Origin of the sequence: Treponema sp. Marseille-Q3903, from assembly GCF_014334335.1 — a bacterium.
Lineage (GTDB): Bacteria > Spirochaetota > Spirochaetia > Treponematales > Treponemataceae > Treponema_D.
On the sequence record NZ_JACSEU010000001.1, the window covers coordinates 783,460 to 798,250 of the forward strand.

Sequence of the window (14,791 nt, forward strand, 5' to 3'; positions counted from 1 at the left end):
TTTGATGCTTTTTATCGCCAGATTTCAGGATTTATATTCAGTGCGTCAATCAAGGCTTTTGAATCTTCTATAGATTTCTGAATAGATTTTTGAATGCTTTTAAGTTTTTCTACGCTGCACGGAGTGTCGCCGTTTTTATTGCCGTTTTTGCTGTTGCTCTCCGTGCCGTTTTCACTGCCGCTTTCTTTTTTCTTTACAGCGCGAATTAAAATATTTTTGGGCGTATGCTCCATATCTATAAATTCTAACATCTGGACTTTGTAGCCTTTCGACAAAAGCCATTCGCCACGAAGAGCGTCTGTCACAAGCGATGAAAATTTTTCTTTGATTATTCCCCATCTCAAAAGCGATTCGAACGCTTTATCATCTGGTTTTGAAATCTGTTTATTTACCTGATGCTGACAGCATGGGACACTGAGGATTGCCTTTGCGCCGCGTTTTACGGCGTATTCGAGTGCGTAATCTGTTGCTGTGTCGCATGCGTGGAGCGTGATCACGATGTCCGGTGGCTCGTTTCCAAAATAATCAGCTATGTTTCCAGTGTGGAAAGTCAGATTTTTGAGTTTAAGTTTTTCCGTGAGTTCATTGCAGTAGTTTATGACGTCTTTCCTTAGATCCAAACCTTCAATTTCGCACGGTATATGTTTTATTTCCGTCAAAAAATAATGAACTGCAAATGTAAGATAAGATTTTCCACATCCAAAATCGGCTATGCGAAGAGGGTGTAACTCGTCTATTCTCGTGTCTGAAGAGAGTGCAGAACGATCAGAAAATTCCGGCAAAATATCATTTATAAATTCAAGAAATCTGTTGATCTGGCGAAATTTATCGTGCTTAGCTGAAACGACTTTTCCATCCGGGGTCATAATTCCAAGAACAACAAGGAATGGAACGATTGTTCCTTCTTCAAGAAGATAATTTTTTTTGCGTTTAGGTGGCAAAATCTTTAGCGTAGATGGCTCATCTTTATTCTGATGATTTTTTTTTCTCAGTTCCGTAACTTTACCTTTTTTGCTTGTCATCAGCGTTATTTCTTCAGTTTCAGTTCTCTTTACGCAGTTTTTAAATGTGTGGCACGCATTTTCTGCAAGAAAATTGTCGAGCTCTGTTTCTGAAAAATGTCTGTGGAAAACTTGAGTTTTTGTAAACATCTCTGCAAAGTACGATATTTCCCCTTTTGAGTTTTCAATCTTTATTTTAATTTTTTCATATTTACGACCGAGCTTTTTTTCAACATCTGAAACGGGTTTTGAAAGAGTGACGCTTAAAATCATAATCAATAACAGTATACTATTTCAAAAAAAAATGATACATTCTATGTCATGGGAAAGTGCATAGTTTTTGTTAATCAAAAAGGTGGAGTTGGAAAGACAACTTCTGCAATCAATATCGGTGCTTATATCGCTCTCGCCGGCAAAAAAGTTCTGCTTGTCGACTTTGACTCACAGGGAAATATGTCGAGTGGAATCGGCGTTTCAAAAGATAAGCCTACGATTTACGAGCTTCTTGCGGGGCAGATTGAGACTGAAAAGGCAATCAAGCGCACATCTGTAGAAAATCTTGACGCGATAAGCGCATCAATCGATTTGTCAGGTGTAGAAATTGAACTTGCCGAAGCCGATGACCGCGAATTTTATCTTAAAAATGCTCTTGAACCATTGAAGACAAAGTACGATTATATCCTGATAGATTGTCCGCCTTCTCTTGGATTGCTCACTTTGAACGGACTTGCCGCGGCTGATTCAGTTCTTGTCCCGATGCAGTGTGAATATTTTGCCCTAGAAGGTATTACTCTTTTGCTCCAGACTGTTCAAAAAGTGCAGAAGAACATAAACCCGTCTCTTACAATCGGCGGAGTATTCTTTACGATGTTCGATTCACGCACGCGGCTCGCACAGGACGTTGTCATGCAAGTTAAATCGTATTTTAAAGATGTCGTTTTCAACACAATAATTCCACGCAACGTACGGCTTTCCGAAGCTCCGTCTCATGGACTTCCGATATGTAAATATGACCCATCTTGTGTTGGGGCGCGCAGTTATGAAAAATTAGCAGAAGAGGTGATTTGTCGTGGCTAGAAATGCATTAGGAAAAGGTCTTGGTGCATTGCTCGGAGAGAACCTTGCTGCATCACAGGGGACTGATGTTTCAAACGGAAATTCACTGTCAGAAAAAGTTAGAAACAGCAGCATTCCGCCGGAGATTACAGTAAAAGAAGACGGAAGCATGTGGATTGATCCATCTCTTTTAAAACCGAATCCGAAACAACCCCGTGTCGAGTTCAATCAAAAAAAACTAGATGAGCTTTCTGAATCTATAAAAGAGCATGGAATCATCGAGCCAATCGTGATTGAAGCTGCTGAAAACGGTGAGTTTATCATAATCGCCGGTGAGCGCCGTTCTCGTGCTTCAAAAATGGCAGGTCTTACAAGCGTGCCGGTCTTGCTGAGAAAATTCGACGAACAGCAAAAGCTCGAAATCGCCTTGATTGAAAATATACAGCGCGCCGATTTGAACCCAATCGAAGAAGCGATGGCGTATTACAACTTGATTCAGCTTAGTGATTTGAGTCAGGATGAAGTTGCAAAACGCGTTGGGAAAGCCCGCGCTACTGTCGCAAACGCTATTCGCCTTTTAAAACTCCCAGAAGATATTCAAAAATCACTTGTAAATGGGCAAATCACTTCTGGACACGCACGCGCCTTGCTGATGGTAAAAAATGATGCAGATATGCGAGTCATGTTTGGCAAAATCATAGGTTCCGATCTTTCTGTCCGAGAAGCGGAAGCTTTGGCAGACCAGTACAACAACGGTAGTCGAGCGGCGGCAAAAAAAGAAGAAAAGAAACCTGTAAAAAAAGACGCTGATGTATTAAGTTTTGAGCAAGAGCTCCGCAATATATTTGGAACTCGCGATGTGTCTCTCAAAGGCGATATAAACAAAGGTTCTATCGTAATTGGATACTCAAATAAAAAGGACTTCGATAGAATCTACGAAGTCCTCCTATCTAAAAAATAATTTTAATTTGATTTATTTTCACGTTTAGCAGCTTTCGTAGTTATTTGTCTATTACTAGAAACGCTTTGTTGCATTCGTAAATCTGGCAGATATCTTCTTTACTTGCGATTTCCCAAGGAGCGTGCATGCTCAAAACTGCGACACCTGCGTCTAAAACGTCCATTCCGTATTTTGCTGCATGATATGCTATTGTTCCACCGCCACCTTGGTCTACTTTTCCAAGCTCAGCCATCTGGTAATTCACGTTAGCTTTGTTCATTGCGTTGCGAACGATTGCGATGAATTCAGGGTTCGCGTCAGAAGCGCTATATTTTCCGCGGCTTCCGGTATATTTTTGGAATGCGACACCGCCGCCGAGCATGCTTGAATTTTCTTTATCATAAAGATTTGCGTTTATCGGATCGTAGGCTGCGTTTACGTCAGAGGAAAGCATGCAACTGCGCTCAAGGCATCTTCTCAGAGTCAATTCGCTGTAAGCAGGTTCTGTGCGTGCGACAATTTCCGCAACCATGTTTTCAAAAAGGTTAGAAGCCATTCCTGTAGCGCCGACGCTTCCAATTTCTTCTTTGTCTACGCAGAGGCAGCAAGTTGTGCGTTTTTGAGCGCGAGTTTCAATCATGGCGGCAACAGATGTGAAAGCACACGAACGGTCATCTTGACCGTATCCAAGAATCATCGAGCGGTCTAGCCCTAAGTCACGAGCTTTTCCAGCCGGCACGATTTCAAGCTCTGCAGACTCAAGGTCATTTTCTTCAATTCCGTATGCTTCTTTCAAAATAGCCAATATCGTTTTTTTGCTTTTTTCTTTAGCGTCTTTTTTTTCGTCTTTTGATTGATTTTCATCGCGTTTTGCAGGAGGAACAAAGCCGAGTATGACGTCGAGGTCCTCTCCTTTTATGAAATCGCTTGCTTTATCTTTCATCTGTTCTTGCGCAAGGTGAGGAAGGATGTCGGAAATGCAAAAAACAGGGTCATCTTGATTTTCTCCGATAACAACATTCACTGTCTCACCATTTTTTTTACATATAACGCCGTGAATTGCAAGCGGAATTGCAGTCCACTGATACTTTTTTATACCGCCATAATAGTGAGTGTTCAGATATGTAACAAAATCTTTTTCATAAATAGGATTTTGTTTTGCATCGAGTCTCGGAGAATCGATGTGTGCACACAGGATATTCATTCCGTTTTCAATTTGTCCAACTCCAATTTCAAAAAGAGCGACAGCTTTGTTCATCTTTGTGATGTAGACTTTATCACCTGATTTGAGGTTTTTAAATTCGGAAACGTCTTTGTAGCCGTTTTCCCGAGCCATTTTTACAATTTCTGAAACACATTCGCGTTCAGTCTTTCCTTTGTTCAAGAAGTTTTTGTAGTCAACTATGAGTCGCTCGTTAATTTTAGTAACTTCCATAAAAATATCTCCAAAAAAGTTATTTAATATATCTGACAGAATTGCGCTCAATCAAATTGCAAGGCACAAAATATTTTTGAGTCGCCACATCTTTGTCAGATTCAATTTGATTTAGCAGAAGTTCTGCCGATTTTTTACCTATTTCAACAAGAGGAATTTCCATAGTCGTCAAACTCGGCTTTAGGTATCTTGAAAGCGTGCGGTTATCAAATCCGACTATAGAAACGTCCTTTTGAGGTGTTTTTCCAATCTCGTTTAGGTAGGAGTAAACTCCTGCAGCCATGAGGTCATTGAGGCAAAAAATTGCCGAAAATTCTTTTTTTGAATTAAATATAACTCTGCAGGCATTGTACCCGGAGTCGCTCATCCAGTCACCATATACAATAATCTCGTCGTCTATTTTCAGTCCATTTTCTGCGGCAGCTTGTTTAATTCCCTCAAGTCGCCTCACGGTGTGAATATTGTCTTTTTTACCTGCGACGACTGCGATGCTTTTGTGTCCGTTTTTTATAAGATATTGAGTCATATTGGATGCGGATTTAACATCGTCTATTTCAACTGTCGAAATTCCTGGCACATCTGTAAACGCATATGATATGACAAAAGGAATATTCAGGTCGCTAGGAATGCAGTTTATGTCTCTTGAGTGACCTGCAACGTAAATAATTCCGTCTACTTTTATCGCAAGAAATTCTTCAATAGCACTTGAAACAGATTCTCTATATCCTTCATTCTGATACCATTTTGTTCCCCATTTGGAATAAAAACGGAGATTTTCTATTATCGTTTTGTAATTGTACTCTTCAAAATGAGACATAATCCCATCAACTATGCCGGGAGAACTGAACTCGGTTAAATCATCTAGTATAAGTCCAATAGAGTGAGTTTTAGAAGCCCTCAGACCTCGCGCCATATAATTCGGCTTGTAGCCTGTCTCTTTGATTACTTGTAAAATCCTCTTTCTCGTACTTTCTGAAACATTTTGCTTCCCATTTAAAATATTTGAAACTGTTGCAATTGAAACAGAACATCGTTCTGCTATTTCTTTTAAAGTGACCATCCGCCACAAATTATACCGTTTAAAGTGGACAACTGTCAAAATGTACAGTACAATAGTACTATGAAAAAGGCAATTTCTGTAATATTTTCATGTTTATTTGCTTGCGTAATATATGCACAGTCTGCAAATGTAATTACTGATATGTTGGAGAGCAGTGAAGTAACTTACGGGCATGTATGCTATATATCGGCACTTCAACAGGGACTGATCAATGAAAATACTTCTCTTGATGATGCGATAAAAGTATCTTATGACAAAGGGATTATCGATGAACTTGTAACTGCTGATACTGCGATTTCTGCTGCTGATTTAGCATATATTTATTCTAAACTATGGAATGTAAAAGGTGGGCTTATGTTTTTAATCACGAAAGGTTCACCAAGATATGCATTTAAACAGTTTCAAGCTGACGGTGTAATTCCAAGAACGATTGATCCGTCATATCACATTACAGGTGCTGAGGCGTTGAGCATCTACACGTCATGCCGTTCAAAGTACGGTAATTTTAGTCTCAAAGATGCAGACATGGAGATAGAGTAATATGAAAAAAATAATCACATCGTGCATAATTGCGCTTTCATGTTTGTTCTCCGCAGCTTATGCATTTTCATGGAACGGAGTTTTTGATAACAATACAAAAGCATATACTTCAAATTTTAAAAACTACTCTTTATCACAGTCAAATGATGTGTATCTTTCATTGAACGTTCCTTTTTCAAAAAATTGTTATATGATGACGGAGGGGTTGTTCAAATATGACCTTACTCTAAGTTCTGGCGGAGCTGTATTTACTCCTATTGTAGATTTAGATTTGTTAAAGTTTTCAAATTCCTATGCATTAGAAAACGGGACGCTCTCTTATTCAATCGGTCGTTTTAATTTTAATGAATCTTCCGGAACATATTTTACACAGTGTTCAGACGGTGCTTATATCACTTATGATTCTCTGAAAATAAAATACGGTCTATATGTCGGCTACACTGGATTGCTCAATTCATTAAATGTCGGCATGGAAGAAGAAAATCCGAATGCAAAAAATACAAAGTTTTATAACTTGTGTGTCGGTTACATTCCTATAAGTGCTGATTTTTTTTATAAGACATTGTTCGATACGAATAGAATCGGTTTGCAGATGAGCTATTTTTACAATACTCAAAAAGATGATTCAAACGGCATGTCAGATAAATTCTACGGAACTCTTTCATTAGGCGGCACTATTTCAACTATAGGTACGTATGATTTCAAAGGTACATTTGAATCTGTGGGATTTAAAACTGTCAGCATAGATTCAAAATTGGATTTGTCATTCTATATCGGAAAAATCGGCGTTGCAGGCGGCGGTATTGAATATATATCTGGTAAGCTGAGCGATTCATTTGTGCCGTTTACATCAATTACGGCGCGTTCCGTAACAAACGGTTCAGTAAAATCAGGGATTTTTCCAAAGTTGAACTGTGCAATTATCTACAACAACATGTATGCAACGTTTACGGAAAAACTTGTTTTGGCAATACCTGAAAAACAAATGTCGTTTCGCGGTTTTGATACAACAATCAATTTTGTCTGCAACATTTTTAGCGATCTTCAAGTCGGTTGTGATATTACTGCCTATATAGATATAATAGAAGCATCTTCTAGCAATTATACTGCTGCATTGAAAGCTTCTTTATCATTCTAGGTTAAGGGGGTTTTGAAATGAGGGAAAAGTTTAAAAAATTATTGATTTTAGGCATTGTGTTAGCAGCTGCAAGCGGACTTTTTGCAGAAGATGCTGTTATAACTTATGTAAAAGGTAAAGTTGAAGTAAAAAAAGGGCAGTCTTGGGTTTCTGTACAGCGAGGAGATAAAATCAAAAAATCTGATATTTTGAATACAGGTTTTGACTCAGAAGCAAAAATAAAACTTATAGACTCTGTTTTGTATATTGGTCCTGTCACTCGTATATCCTTGACAGAACTTTCGACAACAGGAAAAAAAGATAACGTCAGCATTTTTCTAAAAACAGGCGCCGTTCGTTCGAAGGTAAGCCATACGGAAGCTAAGCGAGTAAATTATACTGTTAATACAGCTGTGGCAGTCGCTTCTTGCCGCGGTACAGACTGGATCGTCGATGATTCAAACGTTGTAACATGTTTTGAAGGAGTCGTTGCAGTCGCACCTTATATTTCTGAAATAGAATCTTCTATCGCTCCGACAAGACTTTCATCAAGCAATAAAAAAGAAAGTGCAGGTGTTGCAGAAGATTCAGGAATAACTCCTACATCTGATGAAGGAATTCTTGTACAGGAAAATCAGACAATTTCCGTATCTGAAAATCAGACAGTATCGCCTGCCGTAAACAACACTGTTCAGTCCATAAACAGTTTAGCATCATCTGTTTCAACAGCAGCCGCACAAGAAACAGTATCGACCGATTTTGGCGCAAACCTCTTGTCTATAGACTCTCAAAATGGCAGAACAGTTGCAAAACCATCGGTTACCGTCCGTATCGCTTTTGAATAGTGGAAATAGAGACAAAAAATCAGATAATTTGATATAATGGAAGTCTGCAAAGGAACTCGAGAATCTTTTGCAGACTTTTTTTTATAAAATTTAATGAGTATTATTTCTGTAGAACATTTAAAATTTTCATATTCCCAAAAAGTTGTCATAGATGACGTTTCTTTCGCGATTGCGAAAGGTTCGTATACTTCAATCGTCGGCAAAAACGGGAGCGGAAAAAGTACTCTGGCACGGCTCATATGCGGGCTTGAAGAACCGTCTTTTGGGAAAGTTGAAATTCAACCGGAAAATAAAATCGGAATAGTTTTCCAATCACCAAAAGATCAGATTGTAAGTGGGATAGTTTCTCGCGATACTGCTTTCGGACCTCAAAATCTCGGGCTTAATCCAGGCGAAATTGAACTTAGGACAATTGAATCTCTCAACGTCGTAGATATGCTCGATAGGGCAGGAGATCCGACTGCGGCTCTTTCTCTCGGGCAAACTCAAAAAATCGCACTGAGCGGAATCTTAGCGCTCCGTCCAGAAATTTTGATTCTTGATGAAGCCGTCTCAATGATAGACTCTAAGTCTCGCTCAGACCTGCTTGATTTTATTGACTATTGGCATAAATGCGGCAACACAATTGTTCAAATCACACACGATATGGAAGTTGTTGAGCGCTCCGACAACATAATCGAAATTGAAAACGGAAAAGTTTCTTTTTATGGGACAAAAAATGCATATCTGGCAGATAAGAATAATGTTTTAAAAATTTCAGGTTCTCCTCTTCCTGTTACAGATAAAAAACTTCTTGCAGAAAAAATAAAAAACTCGTCTGCCGAGATGACTTTTTGTGTAAAAAACTTGAATTATGTGTACGGCAGCAAGAAAATAAATGGACACGGGATTTTCGATATCAGTTTTAATCTGTACAAAGGGACTCTCACGGCTTTAACAGGGCAGTCCGGCGCCGGAAAATCGACTATTTTGGAATTGTGCACAGGACTGTTAAATGCTGAAAGCGGCAAACTGTATGGCGCTCGTCCTGTTCTTGCCCAGCAGAATGCAAAAGCTGCCCTTTTTGAAACTTTTGCCGCCGATGATGTCGCTTTTGGTCCTCGAAATCTTGGAATAACAGGAAAAAACTTAAAGGGGCGTGTTCAAAAAGCGATGGATGATGCAGCGCTCCCGTATCAACAGTTTGGAGAAAAACGGACTTTTGAGCTTTCCGGCGGTGAACAGAGGAGGCTTTCAATCGCTGGAATTCTCGCTTTGGATTCAGATATCATATTTTTTGATGAACCGACAGCAGGGCTTGACTGTGCTGCTCGAAGCCAAGTTTTATATATGATGAAAAAACTTGCAGAAGAAGGAAAAACAGTTTTGTTCAGCACTCATCACTTTGATGAAGCGCAATTTGCCGACCGTGAAATTTACATAGAAAATGGTAAACTCGTAAAAGATACGGTAGGCGATGATACAGCATCCGATATTCCCGAATCGTTATCGGAGCTGTCAGCTAGTGAGTCTGCAAAACTTCTTGAAAATCTCCAATCAGTATCTTATAGCTTGTCATGTAGCAAAGAAAAAAAGAAATCGCCTGTTGAGCGACTGAGTGCATGGTTCAGAATAATTTTGTTTTCATTGCTTTTTGTTTCTTCCCTCGCAGCTCGTCCGGTATGGCTTTGCGCAATCATGCTTTTGATTTCTGTTATCTATGATGTTTTGTGTGGGTTCAGGCTTAAAAAACTTCTTATTTCAAGCCTTAAAATTTTACCTTTTCTTTTGTTTTTCAGCATTTTTCAGATGATTTTTTACCCTGCGTTAGAAGGAGAAATACATTTTACAAACTGGAAATGGTTTACGGTGACTCCGTCAAAAATCTTTTTTTGTCTCGCTGCGATTATCAGAACTGATGCTGCTCTTGCCTGCATTTCCGGATTATTTGTTTCGACTCCAGAATACGACTTGATCGATGGATTGAACGGAATTTTGTTGCCTCTTCAGTTGATTCATATTCCAGTCCGCCATTTTATATTAATTGTGGAAATTATTTTCAGATTTATTCCGCTTTTAGTTGATGAAGCGAGTTCTATCATAAAAACTCAAATAATACGCGGTGGTCTTGGGAAAGTCCATGGGAGAATGGCTAGAATTCGTGCCGCAATCCCACTAATAGTTCCTCTTATCATTCAGACAATAAAACGTTCCGAATCGCTCGCAGACGCTATCACGGTGAGGTGTTTTAAATGATTAATGGAATGAAAACGGACACGGAAACGCAAAACTCTGATATGCAAAACGATTTCAAAATGTGCCCGATATGCGGCAGCAAAAAAATCAAAAATCAAGAAAACAGAAAATGGATTTGCCCTGACTGTGGTTTTGATTTATACAAAAATGTTGCTGCGGCCGTCGGTGTCATAATCGAAGATAGTCATAAAAATATTCTGTTTGAAGTGCGCGCAAAAGAGCCTCGCAATGGATTTCTGGCGATACCGGGCGGCTTTATAGACTTTGATGAATCTGCTGAAGAAGCTTTATGCCGCGAATGTTTTGAGGAACTCGGAGTAAAGTTTGATCAAAATGACTTTCATTATATCTGCACTTTTCCGAATACTTACCCTTATAAAAAAATTGAATATAAAACATGTGATATTTTTTTTAAAGCGGAGTTGCCTAAAAAATACAATTCAATCGATGATTTTATAAAAGCGCTAAAACCGGAACAGAGTGAAGTTCTGACACTTTGTTCAAAAAGAGTTGCGACAGAAGAAGATATCGAAACGCTTCCGCTCGCATTTGAAAGCTCCGCAAAAGCTCTAAAAAAATATCTCGCTATGCAAAAAGGAGAATATAAACGATGAATTTTAAATTATTTGTATTGATTTTTGTTGTGGTTGCCATCTTTGCCATCAATATCGGCTACAGATTATATGTCAAATATATTTTGAAATATTGCGGAAAAGAGATATTTTCAACATATCATCCTAAAAGAAAGTACAAACTGAGCGTATTTTGCGGAAAAATCGTTTTAATATTGGCGATTGCCGTAACTCATTTCACTAATTTCAGCTTGTTTATCAGAATCGTATTAAATTGCTGTTACATTCTTGCTGATTATATAATTACACGTGAGTATTTTTTTACTAAAGATTCCGGCATATATGAAAATGGAATTATACAACGCTCCGTTTTTATAAAAATTGATGATATCGTCACATTCCCTGTCTTAAATCTCCCAAAGGAAGAGCAGGAGAATTACCCTGATTACACTCTGTCAGTTGCTACAAAATCAAAAGGCAATATTGATTTGATTTATAAAGACAAAGCAGAACGAGATTTTGTAGTGCGGAAATTGACTGAAATCGGAATTGTAAAAAAATGATGTCAACATCTGCCGTCTGCTGCCGGCAGGCTCCGACGTCGACTGATGATGACTGTTGCCGACCAACGTTCTTTAGCTAAAAATGTGAATACTCTAAATTTTACTGCATAGATTGACAAAAGTTACTTCTTTGTATATATTGAACATACATTTTTGGAGTGGTACCCAAGCGGTAAGGGACTGGTCTGCAAAACCATCATTGGTAGGTTCGACTCCTATCCACTCCTTATAGAAAGTTCAAAAATCACTTCGCATGAGGTGATTTTTTTTCTTGATTTTTTGATTTCTTGATTGAAAAACTTTGTATCAAAGGGATTTTTTGTCCCTTTTTTTCATCCCGTCGTAGCAAAGCTCCGGGGTGTTTATATATACGCCCTCTGGAAAATTTTGGTTTTTCAGAGGGTTTCTTTTTTTAATAAGAGGGAAATGTCTATAAAACTCTGCAAACCAAGCCTAATATGATGTGAAAAATGATGCGAAATATTGCAAATAATTTTTTCTTTGTATATTATAAGGACATTGTTTTTTCAACGTGTTTTGAAAATGCAATTCTCTGGAGAGTTCTCACATTCCTGTGGGACGCCGAAGGGTTAAGGGAAGATGTTCATATTATATGAAAGCTTCCCGATATCTCAGGCATAAGGGACGGAGCTAAAGAAAAAGTTCTATTCTGCTCTTTGGGGAGTTTGTTCGGTTCATTCTTTGATATCGGCAAACTCTATTTCTTTTTTAAAGGACATGTTTATGTTTGAAACAATCCTTAACACTATTGATGACGTTGTTTGGGGAATCCCGACAATCGCTCTTATTCTTGTGACCGGAATAGTGATGACGGTCGCAGCTCGCGGTATTCAGTTTACAAAACTGAGACGTGCTTTTAAAAGTATTTTTAAAGAGAATGAAGGTAAAGGAGAGCTTTCTGGATTTTCCGCTCTTTGTACTGCACTGTCTGCAACGATTGGTACCGGTAACATCGTAGGTGTTGCTACTGCCATTCTTGCCGGTGGACCCGGTGCCCTTTTTTGGATGTGGATTGCCGCTCTGCTTGGAACAGCTACAAAGTATGCTGAATGTATGCTTGCTATTAAATACCGTGAAGTCAAGGAAGACGGTCATGTGCTTGGAGGACCATTCTATGTGATTGAAAAAGGTATGGGCAAAAACTGGAAATGGCTTGCCGTTTTGTTTGCAATTTTCGGAACTCTCGTAGGACTTTTCGGCATCGGTACATTCACACAGGTAAACGGTATTTGCGGCGCTGTTCAAAACGCATTCGACCCTGAGAAAACTGCTGTTGCATTTACAATCGGTCAATATTCATATTCTTGGGCAACTGTGATTGCAGGTGCGATCATCACTGTCGGAGTTGCACTTGTAGTTATCGGCGGTCTTCAGCGAATCGCAAAAGTTGCAGAAAAAGTTGTTCCCGCTATGGCTATAATCTATGTATTTCTCGGTCTTTCGGTTATAATCATGAACGCTTCTAAAGTTCCGGCTGCTTTTGCTCTGATATTCAAAGGTGCATTTGGGTTTGATTCGGGCATTAAAGCAATTTCAGGTGCGGCTGCGGGAACAATCATCCGCATGGCGATGCAGAAAGGTATTGCTCGAGGTATTTTCTCGAACGAGGCAGGACTAGGATCGGCTCCAATCGCTGCATCGGCAGTCCAGACAAACGAACATGTCGAACAAGGCTTAGTAAATATGACCGGAACTGTAATCGATACGTTGATAATCTGTACAATGACAGGGCTTTCAATTGTGCTATCAGGAATCGATGTCTGGAACAGCGGTGCTACAGGGGCAGCACTTACCGCTAACGCATTTTCTGCAATGCTCGGTGGCGATGGTGTTTCTGTTCAGTTCTTGCTTATGATTTGTCTTGTATTTTTTGCATTTACGACTATTCTCGGCTGGGACTACTATTCTGAAAAATGTCTTGAATATCTGTCAAACGGAAATATGACTGTCGTAAAAATCTATCGTTGGCTTTATATTGCGGCAGTTGCGATTGGACCTTATATGACAATTTCCGCAGTTTGGACAATCGCCGATATCACAAACGGTTTGATGGCGATTCCAAACTGTATATCTTTGATTGTTTTAAGCGGAATTGTCGCAAAAGAAACAAAAGATTATTTTAATAGAGTTCCTGTACTCTAACACGATGATAAAACAGTCCGCATGCATTTTCATTTTTGCCTGCGGCTGTTTTATTTTAAATTTCACTAACTCCATCTCCACTTGAGCATGCAAAAAAATCACCTTCATACCCGATGACTCTTTTATAAGCGTCACCCGTATTTTTTATAAAAGAATCGATTGAATCTTTGTGAACGATCGCGATTGCGCAGCCTCCGAATCCTGCTCCTGTCATGCGCGCTCCTATGCAACCGTGCTGTTTAGATGCCTCGTCTACCAATGTGTCAAGTTCAATTCCTGTCACTTCATAGTCATCGCGTAAAGATGCGTGTGATGCGTACAAAAGCGTCCCCAATTCAGCAAGATTGTTTGCTTTCAGCGCATCTACGGCTTTTAATACCCTGTCCATCTCTGTTACACAATGTCGCACGCGTCTGTAAATCTCATCGTCTTTTATCAAAGGACCTGCTTCATCAAAAAGCTCTGGCGTTATAGCACAGAGGTTCGGAAAATCGTAACCGGCATCCTGCAAGATTGTCAAACCTTCTTCGCATTGGGCTCGCCGTTCGTTGTATTTTGAATCGGAAAGTTTGCGTTGTTTTTTAGAATTCATAACTATAAATCTGTAATCCCCAAGTTTCAACGGGACGTATTCGTGTTCGATTTTTGCGCAGTCGATAAGTTCAGCCGTATTTTTTTTAGCTGTCGCAATTATGTACTGATCCATGATTCCACAGTTCACGTTGATAAACTCGTGTTCACTCTTTTGCCCCATCAATGCAATTTTTTTTCGTGAAATATTGAAGCCGAAAGTCTCGTTTACAGCCCATGCAAATCCGCATTCCAAAGCTGAAGATGATGATATCCCTCCGGCACTCGGAATATTGCTCCCTATCAATACATCGAATCCGCAAGGGAACTCAAATCCGCTTTTTTTCATGCATGAAATAATTCCATTCAAAAAATTCGCATAATCGTTAGCGCTATCGAATATAAAATCATCATTTATATCAAAACTATAAGTGCCGGGAAAAAATAAATCGCTGTACACGATTTTCGTATCCGGTCTTTTGCGGATTGCGCAGTAAAGAAATCTGTCGATAGCTGTTGGGAGCACTTTTCCGCCGTTGTAGTCTATGTGTTCTCCAATGATATTGATGCGTGCAGGAGATTTGAATATTCGAACTCCATCTCCGAAGCCATATATTTTAATGAAATTTTCTTTTAATAATTTCGGTGTAATTGAAGTCTTTTCCATAAATAATCCTTTTTTTGAATACGGATA

General features: G+C 39.2%; 13 protein-coding genes, 1 tRNA gene and 1 riboswitch. Of the genes, 10 read left to right on the top strand and 4 right to left on the bottom strand.

All coding sequences use genetic code 11. The features are described from left to right. Positions 1-11 precede the first annotated feature (11 nt). On the bottom strand, positions 12-1,274 hold the full coding sequence (locus tag H9I37_RS03670) for a class I SAM-dependent methyltransferase (RefSeq protein ID WP_187381121.1): 1,263 nt from the start codon (positions 1,272-1,274) through the stop codon (positions 12-14). A 48-nt stretch (positions 1,275-1,322) separates the two neighbouring features. Here H9I37_RS03670 and H9I37_RS03675 point away from each other — a divergent pair, with 48 nt between their 5' ends. Then, positions 1,323-2,078 (top strand): ParA family protein, encoded by a 756-nt coding sequence (locus tag H9I37_RS03675; RefSeq protein ID WP_187381122.1) that lies wholly within the window; start codon positions 1,323-1,325, stop codon positions 2,076-2,078. Next, positions 2,071-3,018, top strand: coding sequence for a ParB/RepB/Spo0J family partition protein (locus tag H9I37_RS03680; protein WP_187381123.1), 948 nt, complete (start codon positions 2,071-2,073; stop codon positions 3,016-3,018). The genes H9I37_RS03675 and H9I37_RS03680 overlap by 8 nt, the downstream gene beginning before the upstream one ends. Before the next feature lie 40 nt (positions 3,019-3,058). Here the strand turns inward: H9I37_RS03680 and H9I37_RS03685 are convergent, their stop codons facing one another. Next, on the bottom strand, positions 3,059-4,432 hold the full coding sequence (locus H9I37_RS03685) for an aminopeptidase (protein WP_187381124.1): 1,374 nt from the start codon (positions 4,430-4,432) through the stop codon (positions 3,059-3,061). Between the two features lie 19 nt (positions 4,433-4,451). Continuing rightward, entirely contained in the window at positions 4,452-5,492 is a 1,041-nt protein-coding gene (locus H9I37_RS03690; protein WP_187381125.1) for a LacI family DNA-binding transcriptional regulator, read from the bottom strand. Positions 5,493-5,552: 60 nt separating this feature from the next. On the opposite strand from H9I37_RS03690, the gene H9I37_RS03695 reads away from it, so the two are divergent. The 8 genes from H9I37_RS03695 (at position 5,553) to H9I37_RS03730 (ending at position 13,527) form a co-directional block, all read left to right on the top strand. Further along, a complete protein-coding gene (locus H9I37_RS03695) occupies positions 5,553-6,032 on the top strand; it encodes a hypothetical protein (protein ID WP_187381126.1) in 480 nt (159 codons plus the stop codon). A 1-nt stretch (position 6,033) separates the two neighbouring features. Next, positions 6,034-7,170, top strand: coding sequence for a hypothetical protein (locus H9I37_RS03700; RefSeq protein ID WP_187381127.1), 1,137 nt, complete (start codon positions 6,034-6,036; stop codon positions 7,168-7,170). 17 nt (positions 7,171-7,187) lie between these two features. After that, positions 7,188-7,994, top strand: coding sequence for a FecR family protein (locus tag H9I37_RS03705; protein ID WP_187381128.1), 807 nt, complete (start codon positions 7,188-7,190; stop codon positions 7,992-7,994). Positions 7,995-8,087: 93 nt separating this feature from the next. Next, complete coding sequence (locus H9I37_RS03710) at positions 8,088-10,229, top strand: energy-coupling factor transporter ATPase (protein ID WP_187381129.1); 2,142 nt, start codon at positions 8,088-8,090, stop codon at positions 10,227-10,229. Then, complete coding sequence (locus tag H9I37_RS03715) at positions 10,226-10,843, top strand: NUDIX hydrolase (protein ID WP_255422479.1); 618 nt, start codon at positions 10,226-10,228, stop codon at positions 10,841-10,843. Before H9I37_RS03710 ends, H9I37_RS03715 begins: the two co-directional genes overlap by 4 nt. After that, positions 10,840-11,364 carry a hypothetical protein gene (locus H9I37_RS03720; protein WP_187381130.1) on the top strand — a complete coding sequence of 175 codons (525 nt, stop codon included), beginning with the start codon at positions 10,840-10,842 and terminating at the stop codon, positions 11,362-11,364. The genes H9I37_RS03715 and H9I37_RS03720 overlap by 4 nt, the downstream gene beginning before the upstream one ends. Positions 11,365-11,519: 155 nt before the next feature. Next, positions 11,520-11,591, top strand: a tRNA-Cys gene (locus H9I37_RS03725). A gap of 316 nt (positions 11,592-11,907) precedes the next feature. Continuing rightward, a riboswitch (glycine riboswitch) is annotated at positions 11,908-12,023 on the top strand. An 85-nt stretch (positions 12,024-12,108) separates the two neighbouring features. After that, a complete protein-coding gene (locus H9I37_RS03730; RefSeq protein WP_187381131.1) occupies positions 12,109-13,527 on the top strand; it encodes an alanine/glycine:cation symporter family protein in 1,419 nt (472 codons plus the stop codon). A 55-nt stretch (positions 13,528-13,582) separates the two neighbouring features. Here H9I37_RS03730 and H9I37_RS03735 read toward each other — a convergent pair whose 3' ends face one another. Then, entirely contained in the window at positions 13,583-14,764 is a 1,182-nt protein-coding gene (locus H9I37_RS03735) for a galactokinase (RefSeq protein WP_187381132.1), read from the bottom strand. Positions 14,765-14,791: the final 27 nt, after the last annotated feature.